Annotated in this window: 18 protein-coding genes and 1 pseudogene; 5 read left to right on the top strand and 14 right to left on the bottom strand. The window is 59.1% G+C overall.

Features of this window, described 5'->3' with window-relative positions; genetic code table 11:
- Positions 1–33 precede the first annotated feature (33 nt).
- On the top strand, positions 34–492 hold the full coding sequence (locus AC3A5O_RS22450) for a winged helix-turn-helix transcriptional regulator (RefSeq protein ID WP_122568368.1): 459 nt from the start codon (positions 34–36) through the stop codon (positions 490–492).
- Positions 493–654: 162 nt separating this feature from the next.
- Here AC3A5O_RS22450 and AC3A5O_RS22455 read toward each other — a convergent pair.
- Positions 655–750: pseudogene (locus tag AC3A5O_RS22455) on the bottom strand (LysE family translocator); the annotation flags it as partial.
- Positions 751–831: 81 nt separating this feature from the next.
- Positions 832–1,101 (bottom strand): YceK/YidQ family lipoprotein, encoded by a 270-nt coding sequence (locus AC3A5O_RS22460; protein ID WP_122568367.1) that lies wholly within the window; start codon positions 1,099–1,101, stop codon positions 832–834.
- A gap of 343 nt (positions 1,102–1,444) precedes the next feature.
- On the opposite strand from AC3A5O_RS22460, the gene AC3A5O_RS22465 reads away from it, so the two are divergent.
- Entirely contained in the window at positions 1,445–2,665 is a 1,221-nt protein-coding gene (locus AC3A5O_RS22465; RefSeq protein WP_487753740.1) for a multidrug effflux MFS transporter, read from the top strand.
- Positions 2,666–2,681: 16 nt separating this feature from the next.
- Here AC3A5O_RS22465 and AC3A5O_RS22470 read toward each other — a convergent pair whose 3' ends face one another.
- On the bottom strand, positions 2,682–3,887 hold the full coding sequence (locus AC3A5O_RS22470) for a DSD1 family PLP-dependent enzyme (RefSeq protein WP_487753755.1): 1,206 nt from the start codon (positions 3,885–3,887) through the stop codon (positions 2,682–2,684).
- A gap of 409 nt (positions 3,888–4,296) precedes the next feature.
- Between AC3A5O_RS22470 and AC3A5O_RS22475 the strand changes: the two genes are divergently transcribed.
- Positions 4,297–4,785, top strand: a complete 489-nt coding sequence (locus tag AC3A5O_RS22475; protein ID WP_487753741.1) for a hypothetical protein — start codon at positions 4,297–4,299, stop codon at positions 4,783–4,785.
- A gap of 142 nt (positions 4,786–4,927) precedes the next feature.
- On the opposite strand, the gene AC3A5O_RS22480 is transcribed toward AC3A5O_RS22475, so the two are convergent.
- From AC3A5O_RS22480 to AC3A5O_RS22510, 7 genes are all read right to left on the bottom strand, one after another.
- The gene (locus AC3A5O_RS22480) at positions 4,928–6,196 is read right to left on the bottom strand and encodes a lipase family protein (RefSeq protein ID WP_305470619.1); all 1,269 of its coding nucleotides are present in this window, start codon (positions 6,194–6,196) and stop codon (positions 4,928–4,930) included.
- Positions 6,193–7,176 (bottom strand): alpha/beta hydrolase fold domain-containing protein, encoded by a 984-nt coding sequence (locus AC3A5O_RS22485; protein WP_487753742.1) that lies wholly within the window; start codon positions 7,174–7,176, stop codon positions 6,193–6,195. The genes AC3A5O_RS22480 and AC3A5O_RS22485 overlap by 4 nt, the downstream gene beginning before the upstream one ends.
- Positions 7,173–7,499: a DUF4387 family protein gene (locus AC3A5O_RS22490; RefSeq protein ID WP_305470617.1), complete on the bottom strand. Its 327-nt coding sequence runs from the start codon at positions 7,497–7,499 to the stop codon at positions 7,173–7,175. The genes AC3A5O_RS22485 and AC3A5O_RS22490 overlap by 4 nt, the downstream gene beginning before the upstream one ends.
- 1 nt (position 7,500) lies before the next feature.
- A complete protein-coding gene (locus AC3A5O_RS22495; protein ID WP_305470616.1) occupies positions 7,501–8,868 on the bottom strand; it encodes an acyclic terpene utilization AtuA family protein in 1,368 nt (455 codons plus the stop codon).
- A complete protein-coding gene (locus tag AC3A5O_RS22500) occupies positions 8,865–9,893 on the bottom strand; it encodes a phosphoglycerate dehydrogenase (RefSeq protein WP_305470615.1) in 1,029 nt (342 codons plus the stop codon). The genes AC3A5O_RS22495 and AC3A5O_RS22500 overlap by 4 nt, the downstream gene beginning before the upstream one ends.
- Before the next feature lie 30 nt (positions 9,894–9,923).
- Complete coding sequence (locus AC3A5O_RS22505) at positions 9,924–11,321, bottom strand: OprD family outer membrane porin (RefSeq protein ID WP_122568358.1); 1,398 nt, start codon at positions 11,319–11,321, stop codon at positions 9,924–9,926.
- Between the two features lie 84 nt (positions 11,322–11,405).
- Positions 11,406–12,695, bottom strand: a complete 1,290-nt coding sequence (locus AC3A5O_RS22510; RefSeq protein WP_305471185.1) for a CitMHS family transporter — start codon at positions 12,693–12,695, stop codon at positions 11,406–11,408.
- Positions 12,696–12,953: 258 nt separating this feature from the next.
- Between AC3A5O_RS22510 and AC3A5O_RS22515 the strand changes: the two genes are divergently transcribed.
- A complete protein-coding gene (locus AC3A5O_RS22515; protein WP_122568356.1) occupies positions 12,954–14,159 on the top strand; it encodes a citrate synthase in 1,206 nt (401 codons plus the stop codon).
- 49 nt (positions 14,160–14,208) lie between these two features.
- Here AC3A5O_RS22515 and AC3A5O_RS22520 read toward each other — a convergent pair whose 3' ends face one another.
- The 3 genes from AC3A5O_RS22520 to AC3A5O_RS22530 form a co-directional block, all read right to left on the bottom strand.
- The gene (locus AC3A5O_RS22520; RefSeq protein ID WP_305470613.1) at positions 14,209–15,582 is read right to left on the bottom strand and encodes an MmgE/PrpD family protein; all 1,374 of its coding nucleotides are present in this window, start codon (positions 15,580–15,582) and stop codon (positions 14,209–14,211) included.
- Between the two features lie 79 nt (positions 15,583–15,661).
- Positions 15,662–15,970, bottom strand: a complete 309-nt coding sequence (locus AC3A5O_RS22525; RefSeq protein WP_122568355.1) for a DUF4387 domain-containing protein — start codon at positions 15,968–15,970, stop codon at positions 15,662–15,664.
- Complete coding sequence (locus tag AC3A5O_RS22530) at positions 15,967–17,382, bottom strand: acyclic terpene utilization AtuA family protein (RefSeq protein ID WP_487753743.1); 1,416 nt, start codon at positions 17,380–17,382, stop codon at positions 15,967–15,969. Before AC3A5O_RS22530 ends, AC3A5O_RS22525 begins: the two co-directional genes overlap by 4 nt.
- Positions 17,383–17,673: 291 nt before the next feature.
- Between AC3A5O_RS22530 and AC3A5O_RS22535 the strand changes: the two genes are divergently transcribed.
- Positions 17,674–18,600, top strand: coding sequence for a LysR substrate-binding domain-containing protein (locus AC3A5O_RS22535; protein WP_487753744.1), 927 nt, complete (start codon positions 17,674–17,676; stop codon positions 18,598–18,600).
- 36 nt (positions 18,601–18,636) lie between these two features.
- Here the strand turns inward: AC3A5O_RS22535 and leuD are convergent, their stop codons facing one another.
- Positions 18,637–19,245 carry a 3-isopropylmalate dehydratase small subunit gene (gene leuD, locus AC3A5O_RS22540; protein WP_122568353.1) on the bottom strand — a complete coding sequence of 203 codons (609 nt, stop codon included), beginning with the start codon at positions 19,243–19,245 and terminating at the stop codon, positions 18,637–18,639.
- Between the last annotated feature and the right edge of the window lie 2 nt (positions 19,246–19,247).

The following is a 19,247-nucleotide window of genomic DNA, read 5'->3' on the forward strand; positions in this document are numbered from 1 at the left end:
CAACTTGGCAATGCTTTTTCAGAGGTCAATGAAATGGAAACCGCTTCATCGCAAAACAACGAATGCCCGGTCGCCAGGACACTGGACGTGATTGGCGATCGCTGGTCGCTGATGATCATTCGAGACGCCTTCGACGACATACGTCGATTCAGCGAATTTCAAAAGAGCCTGGGCGTTGCCAAGAACATTCTGGCTTCGCGACTCAAAGCCTTGGTCGAGGTCGGCGTACTCGACGTTCGACCCGCCTCGGATGGGAGCGCCTACAAGGAGTACGTCTTGACGGAGAAAGGCCGGGAGATCTTTCCAGTGGTAGTCAGCCTGCGGCAGTGGGGTGAACGTTTCCTGTTCGAGCCGGGAGAGACGCGCTCCGTGCTGCTGGACAACGCATCCGGCCAGGCCCTCATGCCGATGGAGGTGCGCTCGGCAAGCGGTCAGACACTCGGGCCGACCGATTGCCACAGGGTGAGACTCGTGACCGACAACCTGACGTGAGCGTTTTTATCCCTGCAAGACCAGGGACAGGTCCGGGTACCTGGCGCACATGGAATCGGCCACTATGAAGACTTCGTTCGCGAGGCCGTCGCCGGGGTTTAAATGGCACAGGCAGTACTGTCAGGTCATCCCTGCTCAGCGATGGGCGCTCGGTCAGCGGATGACCGATCTGGAGACCACGGCGACGAAATTCGGCCCAGGAATCACCACACCGGCCAGGTAGACCAAAAAAACTGTCAAGACAGCGGAACCGTCGATCTTGTGCTTCCTCGCGAGGTCTGTGGGTGGTGATCGTTACCCAAAATGCCGTATGGCGGCCCTGCGGACGGGGCAACACCCTTACTCCTCGGCAGGCCTCATATGAAAAATCGTATAGGGCAGAATCAGCGTATCGGCGACGATACTGAAAGGCAGGTCAATGATTGCAAACGGTGCCAGCGCACGTGAATACACGTCGTTGTCGTTCGTCGAGCCCTTGATGATCTTGATATCGGTGGCCGCACCGCAGTAAGGCTGGCGGCCGCAAAGCTGCCCCATGCCAAAGGTTTCGTTAGCCGTCGCGCATCCCGTCAGCAGCGCCATCGTCAAAGCCAATACCACGATCCGCATGACGCTCTCTCCCCTGGAAAGACGGGACTGTAGCATCGATGGCGGACGACCTGTAGAGGTACACCATGCTGACGCTGCGTCGGCCGGTCGCTTAGGAGGCCTGTGTATTCGGCGCTCCCCACTCCCCGCTCGTTCAACGCTGCCTGCTTTTTTGGCAGCAAGTGAATCCCCGCCTGCACCCGCCAGATATTTAGCTTGACGCAAGAGATGACGATCATCATATTTATGAAAATATTACGATCATCATGTAGAAAGCCGCCGTCACTACGTCGGGGTCGCGAGCCACCATTGCGGCATTTGGCATCAACGTCTTTACCCGCCAAGCAAACACCGGAGAGGATGTATGGAAGCCCAAACTTCATTGGCGATTGCCAATACCCAGCCCCACGCCTCCACCCAACCATTGACCGGCAAAGTCGTGGCGCTGCTTGCAGGCCTGGCGGCGATCAGCATGCTCTCCACCAACATCATCCTCCCGGCGTTTGCAGATATCGGTGAAGACCTGGGCGTGACCGCTCGCGAGCTGGGCCTGACGCTGTCCAGCTTCTTCATCACGTTCGCCTTGGGCCAGTTGGTGGTCGGTCCACTGGCCGATCGCTACGGACGCCAGAAACTGGTGCTGGGCGGCCTGTCGGTGTTCGTGGTCGGCACCGTGATCGCCGGTCTTGCCAGCACGCTCGATGTCCTGATCGCCGGACGCGTCGTGCAGGCGTTGGGCGTGTGCGCGGCCTCGGTGCTGTCACGTGCCATCGCACGGGATCTGTTCGAAGGCGAGACGCTCGCCCGCGCCCTGTCGCTGACGATGATCGCCACGGCCGCGGCACCGGGGTTTTCGCCGTTGGCCGGCAGCGTCCTGGCCGTCACGCTCGGCTGGCGCGCCATCTTCATCCTGGTGGGACTGGCCGCCGTTGTACTGGCGTTTTTCTACGTGCGCGACCTCGGGGAAACCCACCCCGCCGATCGCCGGGCACCACACTCAGCCAAGAGCGTGGTGCTCGCCTATCGCCGATTGTTGCTGGATAAGCGCTTCATCCTTCCCGCCCTCTCAATGAGCTTGCTGATGAGCGGCCTGTTCGCCTCGTTCGCAGCGGCGCCGGCCATTCTGATGCAAGGTATCGGCCTGACGTCGGTGCAGACCGGCCTGTATTTCGCCGCCACGGTCTTCGTCGTGTTCGCGGCCGGCATGGCGGCTCCGCGCCTGGCCCATCGGCATGGCGCCCGAATCGTCACGCTGCTGGGCATTGCCTGCGCCATGGTCGGCGGCGGCCTGCTTCTGGTAGGTCCGGCCGTGCCTGGCCTGGGGTGGTATGCCCTCTCGATGGTCACCTTCCTTTGGGGCATGGGCCTGGCCAATCCGCTGGGCACGGCCATCACCATGGGCCCTTTCGGCAAAGAAGCCGGGATGGCGTCCGCACTGCTGGGCTTTCTCTCCATGGGTGCGGCGGCGCTGACCACCTGGCTCGCCTCGGTCTTGAGCTTAGCGCCGATAACGACGCTGGGTGGAATTCAGGCGACGGCCTGTCTGGTCGCGCTGGTGCTGCTTCTGTTGCGGGGCCGGTTGTGAGCAAGCGCCTTGCCAATCAATACACCGACCAGGTTTCGACAATCTTCCCCCCGCGCACGGCCAGCAAATCGCCAAACTGCAGCAGCACGGATTCAGTCTGGGTGGGTCGTAAAAATACCTGGTCCTCTGCGTTCAACCCCACGGCCGGCGAACCGTTGACCATTTCCTGATTGGAACTGCGACCATAGAGTTCGTTGCTTTGCAGCCCCGAGGGAGACTCGAACTCGGCCATCCAGTTGCCGCCATAGATGAAGAATGTTCCGCGCTGATTCGGATTCCACCAGGAGAACAATCGGGACTTGTCATCCAGGGCGGGGAAATTGACCGCCCCGGTGCTTTTCAACACGGGCGTTGCGATAAAGGCCGCCGGCACATGCTCGGCCAGCGAGGGCAGGTCGTAATGCGTCGGCTTGAGAAATGCTGTCCCCACCGAGACCTCGCTGCTCAAGCGCTCCTGCTCGTGCATGCCGTAGCTGGGGCTGCCGGCGGTATTGAGCGTGAGCCCGTCGTGCCAAAGCGCCGGGAAATGTTCACGCACGTAATTCACATGACCGTTGTAAATGACCATCACCTGATCGAACAACGCCTGGGACGAACCGAGGACCCGGGGCACGCCCATGCCGACAAACGGGTCATACCCCATGAAGCCTGAAAATTCGAGCTGCTGCGGGTGGGCACTGATCAGCGTCAGCATTTCGCCGAGCACCGCGTGATCCGCGACTCCGCCGCGATGCAGGCCGACATCCAGCTCGATATTGACCCGCATCCGAATGCCCAGACCCTGCGCTAACGCCCGGTAATCCATCAGCCGCTGCGGGGTGTCGATCAACCATTGCAATTGCCTGGAAGGGTCGAAGGTGCCTTTGTGGGTTTGGTAAAACAGCTCGGCCGAGCGCACCGGCAGAGGTTTGCCGAGCAAGAGGTCAGACTCGGGGAAAGTCACCGCATCGTGGTTGAGGAACGGCTGGTGAAACGACATCAGCCGCCGGGTATCGGTACGTTTGGCGATGTACGCCAACAACCCGGGCGACGGCAGGGACTTCTCCACCAGGCGCAAGTGTTTACCGGCACGTTTGACGGACTGCGTGACCACATTGATGTTGTGATCGAGCCGGTCGAGGTCGATCAGCATCACGGGGCGCATCGGCCCATGGACCTTCAGCTCCTGGTTCAACGCACGGAAGTACTCGTTGTAGGGACTGCCCCGGTCGCTCGGTCGCAACAGCGCACCCGCTGCCATCAAGGCACCCACGCCCGCGGTGCCGAGCATAAAGGTTCTACGGTTCATCAGGATGCTCCTTCGCGCGCAGTCAGGTGCACGTTACGGCAGCGGTACCAGGCTGTTGAGGCTATGGGAGGTCAGAAAGGGGACTTTGGCGGCCATGCTTTGCCGATGCCCGGAAGAAATGCCCCTCATGGGTGAGTGGCTACAACGGACTCGATCCGTTCATGCCCTCCTCTTGGCGCAAGTTTTTCCAAAATATCCTGATGACATATTCACGTCCGTGGTGGCAAGCTTCCGACCGCAGCCCAGCCCCATATGCAACCGGGCAAGTCGTCCATGGCCGATGCCCGTTGCCATTCATCTCGGGCTCCCATTACCTGTTATCCAACTGTACAAGGATGTCCTCATGAAAATCTCTCTTGGTGTCGTTGCCCTGGCTGGCTGCCTGTCCACCGCCCCTGTCTTGGCCGCCGGTCCAAGCCACAGCGATCTGTTCAAGGCCCTGGCGCAGTGCCAGGCCAGTGCGCAACAGGTGGGCGAGTTCAACGGCCTGGTTGACGCGGAGCAAGTGTCGCTGCCCAAGGATGAAGCGCACACCCCGTGGGGCGGTGGCGCCTGGCAAGCCTCCCCGGCACTGACGGTGCACGGCGTGTCGTCGACCACCCTGGTGATGACCGACCGCTTCAGCTTCTTTCTCCAGGCCAAGAGCAGCAATCCGAAGGCCGATGCAGAGAAACTCGCCAGCACCCTGAAACTGGAAAAGACCTTGGATACCGACGGCTACGTGGATTACCAGCGCAATCTCGACAACGGCGCGACCCTGCGCGTGGTCTCCACCGAAAACAAGGACAGTGACCTCTACGTGGGTTGCACCTATCAGCAGGACGCGTCCTGAGACCAGACGGCCTCGACACAAGGGTCGGGCCATACCCCAGGCCATTGTGGGAGCGAGCTTGCTCGCGATGAGGGCCACCCGGCTGATACTTCATCGACTGACCCTCCGCCATCGCGAGCAAGCTCGCTCCCACAGGTTGCATTCAGTCGTTGTTGAATGGCGCGGTTGTATCCCTTTCACCCGGCGGACCGGGCCTTTGCAGAGTGGAGCAATTCGAGCCAGGGCCCGATCCGTCGAGCTGGGCCTCAACGAAGGCAAATGCATCGTCCAATGAACCATGCAGCACCCCGTCATGCCCCAGGCCTTCATAAGTCCGCCAGGTGACTTGATTACCAGCGGCGCACAACGCCGCCGCGACCGCGTACTGGCGCACAGGGGTGATCGTTTCATCCGCCTGGCCGGTAGCAATGAGTAACGGGAAGGCAATCGATGCCTGGGGCATGTCGGTCGTTGGGATGCGCATCGCATTCAACGCCTCGGGGGTAACGGTCAGAAGCTCGGCAAACGAATCGATCTGCAACGCTTTGGATTCTCGGGCAATGTCACGGGTACAGCCGTGCCGAGCCACACTTAGCAGTTCAAGCCCCTTGTCCGTCAGGATGTCCTCGACCTGCGGCCCGTCCTCGCGCAAGCCGCCGGATGCCAATGCCAGGAACACCGTATTGGACTGGCGCGGCGGCAGCGCAATAGGGCCATGGGGAAATGTGCTATTCGGCGCCGTGAGTACCGCGCCCCGGATAGAAAGCTCCGGTGCGTAGCCATCGGCAAGGATCGCCGCGCCCAATGCCGCCCCTCCCCCCTGAGATTGCCCGGCCAGGATCGTGTGACTAGCCATCAGGCCCGGCCGGATCGAACGGACCGCGCGAATCGAGTCCAGGACAGAGCGTCCCTCGGCCTGCCAGAACGTGTAGGGATGCGGCCCTGGCCCTCCCAAACCTTGATAATCGGTGGCGACCACCGCGAATCCGCGCGCCAGCCAGCGATTGATATACGCCGCATCACGGTCGCGCCAGCCAGCCCAGGACGGTGCGCAAGCATCGGCAATCCCCAGCGTACCATGGGCCCAGGCCAGCAACGGCCAGCCTTGCGCGGGTGGAGGTCCAGCCGGCAGGTACAACGTCCCGCTGACCGCAACGAGTCCGGAGTGCCAGCGCTCGTCGATAGAGCTGTAGAGCAGGCGCAAAGCTTGCGCGGCGGCAGGCATCTGCGGTTGTGTCGGCAAGGTCTCGCTTCGCAGCAGCGCACCGGGCAGCGCGGGCATTGCTTCAGGCCAGCGGTAAAACGCCGACAGCTCGTTGTCTCCTGCGGCAGGACCGACAGGGAGCCTGCCAGCCGCGAGGGCGTTGGCCGCCATGACGAAGAATAGGCCGCCGCAAATTCGCGCAAAGCCCGCGCTACGGAATCGGCTCATGGGAAGTTCGCCTGAACAGAAAGAGCCTTGCGCAAAGCACTGCCCTGCGCAGCGATGACATCGCGCACGACCGGAGCCACCTCATTGAATCGGACAAACCCGTGGGTCATGTTCGCGAGCACTTGCAGGTGTGTCGCCACACCCGCGCTTTCCAAGCGGTCCGCCAGCTCACGGTTCTCATCCAGCAACGGGTCCAGTTCCCCCACCACCAATCGCACCGGTGGCAGGCCGACCAAGTCAGCGTTGATCGGCTGTACCCGCCAGTCATCCTCGTCATTGACCAGGTAGCTCGCCCAGTAGGCGCTCATGGTCTCGACCGACAGATTCTGCCCCCCGTATCCACCCAGCCTGTGCCACGAATCGGAGCTCATGTCGCGTGAGTAATTGCCGTAGAACAGCAACAACTGCCGCAACACATCAAACCCTGCGTCGCGCAGCGCAATCGCAGCACCCAGGGCCAGGTTGGCGCCTGCCGAATCGCCACCCAAGGCATAACCGCGCACCGGGCAATCGGTGATCGCCCCAAGCTTGATGACCCGGCTGATGATCGACACCACTTCGTTGAATGCCACCGGAAAACGATATTCCGGCGACAGCGCATAGTCGATGGACAGCACCGCCAGGCCACTGTCGCGCACCCACTGGCGCAGCGGCGCGTCCCAGCCGGCGAGCGAGCCGTGGCGAAACCCACCGCCATGGCAGTAGAACATCAAGCAAGGCGTCTCGTCGCCCTCCGGCCAATAGAGCTTGCAGGGCACCGTTCGACCATCGACGGCAAACCCCAAGGTGCGCTCATAGGACAGCGGCACGCTGCGGTGTGCAGCCCAGACATTGATCCGCTCCAACTGAGCCCTGACGCTATGCAAATTCCCGTGAACGACCGGCAGCAACCCTTGCTCGCGCAGTGTCGTGGCCACGGCCACCAGGTCAGGGTGAACCGGCGCAGGTGCATCCGCCGACAAGCTTTCAACGCCACTCATGGCCGGTCGTCCTCACCGCTTCCAAGCGCATCCAGCAGGATGAACGCCCATTGCGCTCCGTGCATGTCCCGGTCCTGCAAGGCGCCCTGCGCCACGGGACGCGGCAGGCTGATCTTGATCACGTTCAACGCCTCGATGGGGAAAACACTGATCGACTCCGCCGGCCTGCGGAACAGCTCGGCGACCGCCAATGCTTGCAGCTTCGGCGCCGCGGCCAGTTGCGCGAAGATTTCCGAGTCCTTGCAGAACACATCGATGGTCAGGGAAAACGGCCCGGCGTTCTTGGAACGGATCTCATAACCCAATGCTTGCAGAGTATTCATCTCATGCTCCCTCGACTGTCTTGATAGCAAACCGGAAAGGTGCCAACGGGTCTGCCACGACCATCACATGACTGAGCACGAACTCGTGCACCATGCCCCGGTCCATCGAGGCCGGCGAGAACGGGAACGCGTGGGTGGGCAGGTCCTTGTCGCCGGGCAACGGAAAGTGCAGCAGGTAGGGATTGAGCAACGCGACCATGTCCTGGGTGCGCTCGGCGGTTGCCGACGTGGCTATCGCCATGACACCGATTTCCACTGGCGTCACCCTTCGCGACTCGAGGGCTCCCAAAGCGGAATCCTTGCCAATGGCGCGGAACTGCAAGTCGTAGTCATCGGAGCCGATGCCCAGGTGTTTTTCGATTCGCTGACGCATGACCGAATCCAGGCTGGCAAGCCACTCATCGAAGCGCTCGACGTATTCCGGATCACGGACAATGCACATGACTACCGATTGGAAACCGCACGGCGCCGCTCCCTCCAACTTGACGGTGTAGTCTTCGCTGGGCTTCCAGACCGAACCTTCCACTCGCACGGTCTGTTCGTCCAACGCGGTGTAGACCGCCTCTTCCACGTGCAATACGCCGCCGGGCTCGACGAGCACGTAGGGGTTGCTGTTTTCATAAAGCATGTGGGCCATGACTGATCGCGGCGTGAGCCGGGCGCCCTCGCCGATGGCCTTGATGGTGAATCCCGTGTCGTCGATCGTTGCCATCACCACCGCGCTGGCGGGCGTCGTCGTGCAGGACGCGCCGCACTCCAGAATCTTTCCGGCATGCCACGCAGCGCCCTGATGGGCTCCGCGCAGGATGGGCAGCGAAGCCATGACCGCTGTGTCGGTGGAACGGCCCGCCAAGATAATATCGGCACCGTCTTCAAGCGCATGAATGAAGGGTTCCACGCCCATCAGCGCGACAATGCGCGAGCAGCGCTCAACCAGGGCATCGTCGATGTGACCCAGTTGCAAGGGCCTGATTCGACCTTGGGCCAGTGCTTGTTTCACGACGCTTGCCGGTTGTTCACTGTAGAGGCTCGCAATACGTACGACCTGACCGAGTTCGGCGGCGATGTCCTCGCACAGGCCGCGCATCAAGTCGACGCCCGCGTCGGAACCACAGGTGCCACAGCTGCCAATGATCAGCGGGATGCCCAATTGCGCCCGCGCCTGCATGAACACGCGCAACTCGGCCCGTAGTATCGAGGCCGAAGCCTTGGTCGTGCCGGTGCCCAGGTAATGAGGACCGGAGTCGGTAGACCCCGCGTCCATTGCAATCACGTCCGGTCGTTCCAGCAGCGCCTGGTCAAACGCCGCCCGTGGGAAGCCGGTGCCAATGGCACCCGTTGGCGTCAGCACTTTGATTGGGGTATTCATGGATTCTCCTTCGAGCCTGTAGAGCGACGTCCGTCAGCGATGACGCAATGACCCGGCAGGCTACGCCCTTGCAGCACGGCCACCGCACATTGAGCGGCAATCAGGTTGGTACGATTGAGCCCCTCGACCGTGGAGGCGCCGACATGGGGCGTCACGATCACATTCGGGAGCTGGATGAGTTGTTCGGTCACGGCCGAAAGCACCGGATCCGACTCGCTTTCGAACACATCGAGCCCTGCCCCGGCCAATTGGTTTTCCCGCAGGGCCCACAGCAGATCCGCATCCCGTACCAGCCCACCCCTCGCGGTATTGATCAGCACTGCGGAAGGTTTCATCCGCTTCAGCGCACGGCCATCGATGAGCCCCTGGGTATGTAGGTTGAGCGGCGCATGAAGGGTGATGAAATCGCTTTCCTCGAGCAGCGTTTCCAGGTCGACAAAGCAGCTTTGAGCAATACCGTCGAGCTGTGTGCCGCGCGGACGAGGGGTGTAGATCAGCGGTTTGACTTCGAACCCGGACAAGCGCTGCAGCACGCCCCGACCAATCCGGCCCAAGCCGACGACACCAACGGTCTTGCGGTACAGATCGCCCCCAAGGGGAATCGACCAGTCGTTTGCCGACAGCCCCAACTGGCAGCGTTTGAGCTGGCGGCACACGGCGAGCATCAACGCCACGGTATGGTCGGCAACGCTGGCGTCGTTGCCGCCGATGGCGATGGTCGCCACCTTTCCGGCCGCTGCTACCGCTGCGGTATCGACCCGCTCGTAGCCCACGCCACGACGGGCAATGACTTGCAGACGCGGGAGCGCACTCAACAGGCCCGACGTGACGTTCGCGTGCCCGACGATCCAACCGTCGGCGTCTTCCAGGAGATCGATCAATTGGCGTTCGCTCAGGTCGCCGTCCGCTTGCCCCTTAGCCAGCTGCGCGACGACAACGTCACAGCCATGGCTCTCCAGGTAATGCACGGTTTCTGAATCGAAGAATCGCTGTGTAACCACGATGGTGTGGCGAGGTTTAAACATCACGGGCCTCTCGATAGGTATGTCCGGCAATCAAAATGCGTAATCCAGGTACACCCGAGCCTCTGAGCCAGTCACCACGTTGTCGGGTTGAGCGGACACCAGCGCGACAAAGTCCTGGTCGATTCGGTAATCGATATAAATCAGGCCGACTGAAAGTCCGGAATATTCTTTTTCGTCAAAGCGATAGTAGAGACGGTATTCATTCTGTCGTTCGATCACGTCAGTGCGTCGGCCACTGAAAGGGTCGGTGGCATCAAATTCGCCTTGTTTGTAGATAGTCATGACTTTGAAACCGTCCAGCGAAGCCCCTAACAACGAATGCCCGCTCAAGTCATACTCGGCGCCTATTTGCCAGGTTCGCTCGCCATCGTTATTGAAGTCGTTACCGGAACGTGTCCAGGCATCCATCTTGCCATCGACGTTATCGCCATGATCGAAATAGGCGTAGCCCAGTTGTCCGTTGCTCAACTCGGCTTTTGTTTCGGAAAATGAAACACCCAGGCGAAGTTTATCGAGCAATAAACCCAGATTGATGTTCAGCCACGTGGCGTCATCGTCATAAGCGGCCTGGCCGGCCTGCCAATCACGCTCCCATATTCGTCCGGCTTTTTGAAACTCATAGTATTGAGTGTCCAATACAACACCCGCCTTTTCGCCGAGAGGTGCTTTCAGCGTCAGTCCATAACGGGTATTTTCATTGAAGTCTCGCGACACCCCATGATCGTAGCCAAGTTCAATGGCCTTCAAATCGTATTTGATGCCGTAGGTGTACAGGTCTTTTATTTCCTCGCCTGACTGGCTCAGCAGGTGTTCGAACTTTTCCCGGTCCCGAGGAGATGTGCGGTTGATGTAAGCGGTTTCAAACCCCAACGTACCGGGTAATGGGCCAATGCCCATCTCGGTAAAGTTCAAGTGGGCCCGGCCTCCTTGATAGGAGCCCGGGACGATCCGAGTGTCGAGTGTCACCAACGTTCCCGCATCGAACCGGCCCCGCCCTATTTGCGAATCGGCGTTCCAGCCCTCGCCCTCATAACGCAACTTGAAATAACTCTGACCGACTTTCGCGAAACCACCGTTAGTGCCGTCGGAGTCGTCAAACAAATCCCGACCATTGTCTTTCGAATCAATCATCGCCACACCATACAATGAGGCATCAAAGCCTACGACACCGGCCCAATAACTGGAGTTGTAGTCCAGGATCGCGCCAACCCCTGTCCCGCCCAACTCGGAGCCGTCCGGAAACCCACCGAAACGATCTTCGATCAAATCGTTGGATATCCGCGTATTGATATACATCGATCGAAGATAAGCATTCAGCTTGCCTTCATGCTGGAACCTGTCCGGATTGCTGATGGTTGCCGATAGACAAACATCAGACACCAACAATGTCGACAGCAACGTCATAGCGACGGCGTTAATCGATTTCATCGACCACCTCATCTATTATTTTTATTTTGACGTGAGCAGACGCGACCTGGCGTCCTTCAAACTTCGGCGCAGCGAACTAATTAATCAAATAATCGCCCGTGTAATAACGGCAGTTACAATCAAGACAAGGCTGCTGCCTATGGCCCAGAGCAAGCAGTATCGTTGCATGTCACCCATGTCGCGTTTGATGATGCCGCTGATGAGATAAACCGCCGCGACCAACGGGCTGAGTGCATGGACCGGCTGTCCCAGTACCGCCGCACGGGCGATGTGCATGGGATCAATACCGTATTCGGCACCCGCCGCCCCCAGCACCGGCAAGATGCCGAAGAAGAACGCGTCGTTGGACAACAGGAAGTTCAGCGGCAAGGCCACCAGTGCGGTAATAATGCCGAAGTATTGTCCGCCACCGTCGGGAATCAGCTGGACGATTTTCGCCGACATGCCATCGACCATTCCAGTGCCTGACAAAATCCCGGTAAACGCACCTGAAGCGAATATCAGGGCGATGACCATCAGGACACTTTCAGAATGAGCCGCAACCCGTGCCTTCTGTTCCGACAGGCGCGGATAGTTGATCAGCAGCGCCAGGGAAAACCCCACCATCATCAACATGGGCAAAGGGGCCAGCCCTGTCGCCATGGCGTACATGAGTCCTGCGGTGAGCGCCAGGTTGACCCAGAAAAGCTTCGGACGCTGTGTTTCGGATTGCACGGTCGGCAAGGCGACCTCCTCCGGTGCGACGTACTGGCTACCGGGCGTCCAGCCCAAGCGGCGCCGTTCCTTGTGGCCGATCCAGAACGCCACGACGAATGCATAGGCAAGCCCCGCGAACATGGCCGGCACCAAGCCCAGGAACATATCCGCCACATCGAGATGAAGGGCGCTGGCGGCGCGGGCGACCGGCCCTCCCCAGGGAATCAGGTTCACTACGGTATTGGTCAGCAAGAGCATCAACGCCAGAATGAGCGGGTTCATCCCGAGGCGCAGGTAGAGCGGCAGGAACGCGGTCGTGACGATCAAGACCGTCGTCGCACCATCGCCATCGAACGAGATGACAGCGGCCAGCAGCGCAGTGCCCAGTACGACTCGAAGAGGATCATTGCCGACGAACCGCAAAATCCGCCGTACCGCAGGTTCGAAGAGCCCAGCGTCAAACATGATCGCGAAATACAGAATTGCAAACATCAACATCAGTGCGGTGGGAGCTACTTGCTTGACGCCGTCCATCACCATCCCACCCAGTTCCGGCCCTGCCCCACTGGCCAGCCCGAAAGCGACCGGAATGAGAATGAGCGCCGTCACCGCGGAAAGTCGCTTGCTTATGATCAATGCCATAAACGTGACGACCATTGCGAAACCTAACCAAGCCATGCGTTTCACCTTTTCGTTTTTATTGTTATCGATGCATCGAAAATCAATGTGAACAACTTTTGCGCACTCGAAATCTACATAGGGGGCGAAAGCCTGTAAATCTTGATTTTTTTCGTCAATATCCCCGTCAAGTTCATCGGTTTTGATGAAAAATTTTAGGGTGGAACTGAAGAAAAACCGCTACCTTGTTTACATTGATGAAATGACGGTATATCTAATAAACATGTACGCCTTTCAATCAATCTGATCGGACCCGTCATGCCAGAACAAGAAGACCTCTACCTTTCGGCAGAAGAGGCTGCTGCCCTACTCGGGATCAGCCTGCCGACGCTGTACGCCTACGTCAGCCGCAAAAATATCCGCTCCCTCAAGATCCCGGGTACGCCCAAGCGCCGCTATTGGGCCGAAGACATCCAGCGCCTGGTCAAGCGCCCGGCGGGAGAGAAACACGCATTCAAGCGCTCGTCACCGTCGGACAGCGCGATTACGCTGATCACCGATGATGGCCTGTTTTATCGGGGCCATGACGTCGTCGAGCTCGCGGACCGCGCAACGGTTGAAGAAGTCGCCGAATTGATCTGGCAAGTGCCTTCGGCGTTCGGCCCGTCACTGCCCCGTGTACCGAGGGACAGTGTCAAGCTGCTGAAGATCTACGAACACATGTCCGCCCAGGAAAAAGCCATCGCGCTTTTCCCCTTGGTGCAAAGAGAAAATCCCAAGGCCTTCGACCTTTCCACGGACAGCTACGCGCGCACCGGCGCCGATGTCGTGAGATGGTTTGCCGCCTTGGTCGTGGGAGCGACCGAACCGAGCACGCAACCCTTGCATGAGTTCATCACCCAGGCCTGCGGCGCTCCGCCTGAGCATGCGGACCTGATCCGGCGCCTGCTGATCCTCAGTATCGACCATGAGTTGGATCACACCACCCATAGCGTGCGTGTCGCCGCCACGACCGGCGCAACCCCCTACTACGCGGTCATTGCCGGACTTGCCGCAGCCCGGGGCCACAAAATCGCGTATGGAAGAAATGAAGCCGCCAGCAGGATGATCGAGGAAATCTGCACCGCTGCGGACCCTGCGCGACCTATTTTGCAGCGCTACAGCCAGGACGGACACATTGTCGGGTTCGGCCCCAATGTCCATTCCGTCAACGATCCGCGAGCCAGTAACCTCATGGCGGCGCTGACCGCGGTGTTCGAGGGTGACAGCGAGTTCGCAAAGCTGCAGAAAGCTTTTGCGGTGGCCTCGGAACTCGTGGCGTACCCGCCGGAATTCATCCTGCTGGTGAGCTTCATCGGTCAGAAATTCGGGCTGCACGGGCAGGAAATTTCATTGGCGGGCGTCGGTCGCTTGATCGGCTGGATAGCCCATGCCAGCGAGCAATACAACCAGCACCATGACGCCCGCCCTCGCGCCCGTTACGTAGGGACGTTGCCTACGGCAACCGAGACCGACCGCCGTTAAGCCCCGTGCGGTCGCTCCTTTGGCGAAAACCCATTGGAGCGACAGACCGCTAGGAGACAGCCATCGCCGCAAACAGCGATGTGAATTCGGTCTGCTTCTCGAGGCCTGCGACGAACCCGAGCACTTCGGCCTGTGCCGATGCGTCGATATGCGGCAAGGCCATGCGCCGGAATTTTCGTTCGAAATCGTGATCGGTCATCGGCGTTTCGACTGACCCGGGCCCGGTGATCATCTCGCTCACGACTTGCTCGCCGGAAACCAGGGTGACGCTGACACGGTTGGCAAGATGGCGTGGGAACAGCGCGGTCAACGCCGGATCCTCGACCACGCTGACCTTGTCCATCAAGGCAATCACCGCAGGGTCGGCAATCTTTTCAGGGCAATACGAACCCACCGTGAGGTCACCGTCGAGCAAGGCTCGGGCCACGTTGTAAGGTAGGCTGTGGTCCGCCGTTTCCCTGGTTTTCGGCAGCCATTTCTCAGGCGTATCCGCCAGTACCCGACGGTTGAATTCAGATGTCTCGATCGTAATAGTCGCGATGGCCTTTACATCGTCGATCCGTTTGCGGATATCAAGCGCGGCCCAGACGGCGGTGTGCAGCTCGCCATTGGTGGGGAATGTCTTGGTCAGGGAGCGCCGTATCGCGTAATCGCCATTGTCGGGCGTACCAAAACGATTCGTCTCCAGGTCGAACGGCCCCGAAACCTGTTTGAAGAAACCCATCTCACCTTCAAACACTGGCGACGGCCCCGTCATGCCATGACGCGCCAACTGAGCGGCGAAAATGGCGTTGCGCGCGGCATTGGCGGCTGAGCAGCCCTTCCAGTCGGACAACGCTCCGCTGCGTACCTGACGCATGGCCAAGTGACCACTCACGGCGATGTTGATCGCTTGCTCCGTCTGTGCCACGTCCAGCTTCATCAGGTTGGAAGCCGCCGCCGCCATCGCGACGTTGATGTAATTGACGTGGTCCCAGCCACGCTTGTTCAAGCTTGCCGCATCCTGCAAGCGCATCTGGATTTCATAGGCCAGGACGATAGCCGAAATCAGTTCGGCACCGGTGGCCCCCTCCGCTTGCGCCACGGCGAGGCAGGCTGGAATGTTGTCACTCGGATGGCCCGGCTCCAGGCCCATGTAGCCGTCGTTATAGTCCAGGAAACGAACCATCAGGCCATTGGTGAAGGCCGCGATTTCCGGCGTTGTTTGCAGGTTCGTACCAAATACGCTGGATGATTTCGCGGTATTGGCGGCGGCGTAGCACACGGCGGCCTCGACCGGATCAGCTCCGTAGGCACCCAGCACGCACGCCAGGCTGTCGATAAAACGCTGGCGCACAAGGTGGATGATCGCTTCGGGCAAGTGCTGTTTTCTGAATGCGTGGGCATAGCGCGCAAGCCGCATCGCAACGGTCGAGTCCGTCATAACTACCTCGGGTTGAATAGGTGGGTCAGGCCTCGTCCATGAGGCGAACAGATCAAGGGACGACATGGCGCCCGACGTCTCAGTCGATGACGACGTCAAGCAAGCGGACGTATTGCTGGCCAGCGTGCATGTCCCGCTCGACCATCCCGCCTTGTGGCGTTGCACGAGGATAGGAAATCTTGACCATTTCCAGGTCCGGCACTGCAATACGCTTGACTCGTTCGGGATCGGTTCCGTAGAGCCTGGCAAATTGCGCCGGGGACAGTGCGGCACAATCGCAATAACGCTCGAAGTTCTCGCGTCCGTTGAAAAAAATATCGAATGTAATCCAGAACGGCCCCGCCTGTTTGGATCGGACATGCCGGCAAACATCACGCAACTTAATCATTGTGCAAGCTCCTTCATCGCCATCGACGTGTCCGACAAATCAATCCATTTCAAACGGATCAACTCCATGGGATTCTCGAGTTGCACCACATGGTTCAACTTGAACTCATAAATTTGGCCTCGGGGTATATCCGCAGGTGTAAAAGCGAATCCGTACGAAGGTAATTCCTTGCCCATGACGCTGGGATAATGAAAGAAGTAAGGATTACAGGCATGGGCAATTGTATTAGCCATTTCCTGAGTAGCAGCAGTGGCTACAAACAACATGCCTATTTCAGACGGAGGTAATGTTCCGACAGGCGGTTTTACACCGGTGACGCCATTCCACCCGTACATCCGCAGGGAAATATGAAACTCGCCCAACTCTTCGGCTGGAATGGATTGGCGGGTTCTTGTGTAAAGTGCTTCCAGCAAACGATCGTGAAACCCATCGACATCATTGAGCACATCCGGGTCCTGGATGCCCACCAACATGATCGTTTGATATAAACCCGCCGCCGCCCCTTCCAATTTCATTGTGTAGGGCATGCTTTCCCAGCGCGAGCCTTCCACCCGAACGGCACGTCCATTCAAATCGGTATAACGCGCCTGTGCAACATTCAGGATGCCACCCGGCTCCACCAACCGGAATGGGTCGCTGTTTTCATACAGCATATGCGCCGAGACGCTATGGGGCGTGCACTGGTTATCCTGGCTCAAGGGCTCGACTTCAAAGCCGTTCGCATCAACACTCAGCAAGATGCCCGATCCAAGCGTGGGATTGACGGCGCATTGCACGCCGCATTCACCGGTCTTGCCAGCGTGCCAGGACGGGCCCCACGGTGCGCCTTTCCAGATGGGGTAACAGCCAATGACGGCGGTATCGGTCGCGCGGCCGGCCAATATGATATCGGCACCACCGTCCAAGGCCGCGATAAAGGGCTCCACCCCCAGTGCAGCGACAATGTGTTCACAACTGTCCACCGTTGCGTCTTCCAACTCGGCGTGAGGCGGGAGCGCTTTGATACGACCTTCGGCATTGAGTTTCTTGATGGTGTCTTTGTCTTGCTCGCAATAGATGAGCGCAATCTTCGGCGACACGCCCAACTCTTTGGCGATTTCCAGAGCAATATCGCGCGTCCAATCAAGATTGAGATCACCTCCGGCCTGCCCTGCGGTTCCCACAATGATCGGCACACCGGATCGCGCTTGCGCTTTCATCAATATCGTCAGGTCACGTTTTACCGCGCCTCGGTTGTTCTTGGACTTTCCAAGTGCAAGGTAGGCCGCGCCACTGTCCGTTGAACCTGCATCCGTGGCGATGACTTGCGCCCCTGCCGCCAGCCCATAAGTAATTTCTTCTTCTCGAACACCCGCCCCCAAAGAACCACAGGGAACGATCACTTTTACGCAACCTTCAAATAACTGCGCCATGACAACCTCTTCTAGACCACTCAGTGCGCCAATAATAATGGCTGCAATTACGCTGACAAGTGGACAGAATTTATCCATATATCGCTGACAAACAAACGGCAACTCAGGCACTCCAAAAATAACCGGATCAATATCGCGGAAAGACTTCGAGCCTATTTTTTATTTCCAGGCGGGTGTGTTAAAAGCTGGTCTCAGGGGTGTAATCGATGGGCACTTGCATTGCAACGCATGAACGTTTAGCGCATCCATTGCAAACTGACTCAGATCACATCATTGGAATAAATCCAAGCCATGAGACGCAAGCCTACCCATCGAGAACAATTCCTGCTGCCGGAGGACCTGCGCGTGTTCCTCACCGTCATCCGCAAAAACGGCTTTGGCAATGCTGCCGAGGCCTTGGGATTTTCCCCTGCGTACGTCAGCAAGCGGATCTCCGTCCTCGAGGCCGCGTTAGGCGCGAAGCTGTTGCATCGGACGACCCGACGTGTCGCATTGACCGACGATGGCGAACGTGTCCGCGTCTTCGCGACTCGACTCCTGGGGGATATGGACGACTTCATCAGCGAGTTGACCGACTCGCGCCAACAATTGCAGGGGAGCCTGCACATTTGCAGCTCTTTCGGTTTTGGCCGCAACCACGTCGCGCCCGCGATCGCCGCGCTGTCGCAGTTGTACCCTCGACTGGAGATTCGCCTGGACGTGTTTGATCGCATGGTCGATATCGTCAACGAAGGCTTCGATCTTGAAATCAGGGTGGGTTACGACCTCCCTCAACAACTGCTGGGAAAAAAACTCGTGAGTAACCGCAGGGTGCTCTGTGCAACCCCCGGGTACCTGGAAAAACGTGGCATCCCGACGTCCCTGGATGATCTGGCCCGGCATGATTGCCTGGTGCTCAAGGAGCGTAACAACGCCTTTGGCATCTGGAACCTGACAAAAGACGGCGTTGAAGAGTCCATTCGCGTCAACGGCCCGCTGTCATCGAACAGTGGCGAGATTGTGTTGCGCTGGGCCTTGAGTGGCGCAGGCATCCTTCTGCGCTCCTTGTGGGACGTCAAGCCCCTGCTTGAAAGTGGACAACTGGTCCACGTGCTGCCTGACTATTCCCAGAGCGCCGATGTCTGGGCCATTTACCCGACGCGGGTCAGCCAGTCCGCCAAGCTAAGGGTCTGTATCGAATTCTTCGAAGAGCATTTCAGAACCCTCGCCCTCGCTTGAGCGCCCGGCAGCCGCAGCTGGCAGGCGCTTGGGAACTCAGTTCAGCCACGGATTTTCTGTGTAGTGACGCGCTTCGAAATCACGAATCTGCGCCGCCCGCTGCAAGGTCGCGCCGATAGCGTCCAGCCCCGACAACAACGATTGCTTGCGTAGCGCATCAATGGGGAATTCGATGACCGACCCCTCACTTAGCCAAATCCGCTGGTTCGGCAGATCGACGCTGATGGTCGCGGTGGCCCCATTGTTTACTACGCGAGCCAGTCTTTGTAGCTGCGATTCGCAAAGTTCTATCGCGAGCACGCCGTTACGCTGACAGTTGTCATAGAAGATACCGGCAAAGCTTATCCCGATCAGTGCACGAATCCCCAGTTGCTTGAGCCCCCATACCGCGTGCTCGCGGCTGGAACCACAACCAAAGTTGGGCCCGGTCACCAGGAAACTGGCCCCGCTCCACGCTGGTTGGTTGAGGACGAAGTCTGGATTGAGCTCGCCGGACTCAAGAAAACGCAGATCGAAAAACACACCTTTATCCAAGCCACTTCGATCGATCCCCTTCAAGAACTGCTTGGGCATGATGACGTCGGTATCGATGTTGGAGGCGAGCAAAGGCGCGGCTTTTCCAGTCACGATCTCAAAAGGTTGCATGG

Source organism: Pseudomonas sp. Soil_N_39 (assembly GCF_057655955.1).

What these genes read in the sequence shown, in the direction of transcription:
- AC3A5O_RS22535 (WP_487753744.1), top strand. Translation starts at nt 17,674, where the DNA reads ATGAGACGCAAGCCTACCCATCGAGAACAATTCCTGCTGCCGGAGGAC.
- leuD (WP_122568353.1), bottom strand. Translation starts at nt 19,245, where the DNA reads ATGCAACCTTTTGAGATCGTGACTGGAAAAGCCGCGCCTTTGCTCGCC.
- AC3A5O_RS22525 (WP_122568355.1), bottom strand. Translation starts at nt 15,970, where the DNA reads ATGATTAAGTTGCGTGATGTTTGCCGGCATGTCCGATCCAAACAGGCG.
- AC3A5O_RS22505 (WP_122568358.1), bottom strand. Translation starts at nt 11,321, where the DNA reads ATGAAATCGATTAACGCCGTCGCTATGACGTTGCTGTCGACATTGTTG.
- AC3A5O_RS22460 (WP_122568367.1), bottom strand. Translation starts at nt 1,101, where the DNA reads ATGCGGATCGTGGTATTGGCTTTGACGATGGCGCTGCTGACGGGATGC.
- AC3A5O_RS22530 (WP_487753743.1), bottom strand. Translation starts at nt 17,382, where the DNA reads ATGGCGCAGTTATTTGAAGGTTGCGTAAAAGTGATCGTTCCCTGTGGT.
- AC3A5O_RS22510 (WP_305471185.1), bottom strand. Translation starts at nt 12,695, where the DNA reads ATGGCTTGGTTAGGTTTCGCAATGGTCGTCACGTTTATGGCATTGATC.
- AC3A5O_RS22515 (WP_122568356.1), top strand. Translation starts at nt 12,954, where the DNA reads ATGCCAGAACAAGAAGACCTCTACCTTTCGGCAGAAGAGGCTGCTGCC.
- AC3A5O_RS22485 (WP_487753742.1), bottom strand. Translation starts at nt 7,176, where the DNA reads ATGAGTGGCGTTGAAAGCTTGTCGGCGGATGCACCTGCGCCGGTTCAC.
- AC3A5O_RS22500 (WP_305470615.1), bottom strand. Translation starts at nt 9,893, where the DNA reads ATGTTTAAACCTCGCCACACCATCGTGGTTACACAGCGATTCTTCGAT.
- AC3A5O_RS22465 (WP_487753740.1), top strand. Translation starts at nt 1,445, where the DNA reads ATGGAAGCCCAAACTTCATTGGCGATTGCCAATACCCAGCCCCACGCC.
- AC3A5O_RS22490 (WP_305470617.1), bottom strand. Translation starts at nt 7,499, where the DNA reads ATGAATACTCTGCAAGCATTGGGTTATGAGATCCGTTCCAAGAACGCC.
- AC3A5O_RS22520 (WP_305470613.1), bottom strand. Translation starts at nt 15,582, where the DNA reads ATGACGGACTCGACCGTTGCGATGCGGCTTGCGCGCTATGCCCACGCA.
- AC3A5O_RS22450 (WP_122568368.1), top strand. Translation starts at nt 34, where the DNA reads ATGGAAACCGCTTCATCGCAAAACAACGAATGCCCGGTCGCCAGGACA.
- AC3A5O_RS22495 (WP_305470616.1), bottom strand. Translation starts at nt 8,868, where the DNA reads ATGAATACCCCAATCAAAGTGCTGACGCCAACGGGTGCCATTGGCACC.
- AC3A5O_RS22480 (WP_305470619.1), bottom strand. Translation starts at nt 6,196, where the DNA reads ATGAGCCGATTCCGTAGCGCGGGCTTTGCGCGAATTTGCGGCGGCCTA.
- AC3A5O_RS22475 (WP_487753741.1), top strand. Translation starts at nt 4,297, where the DNA reads ATGAAAATCTCTCTTGGTGTCGTTGCCCTGGCTGGCTGCCTGTCCACC.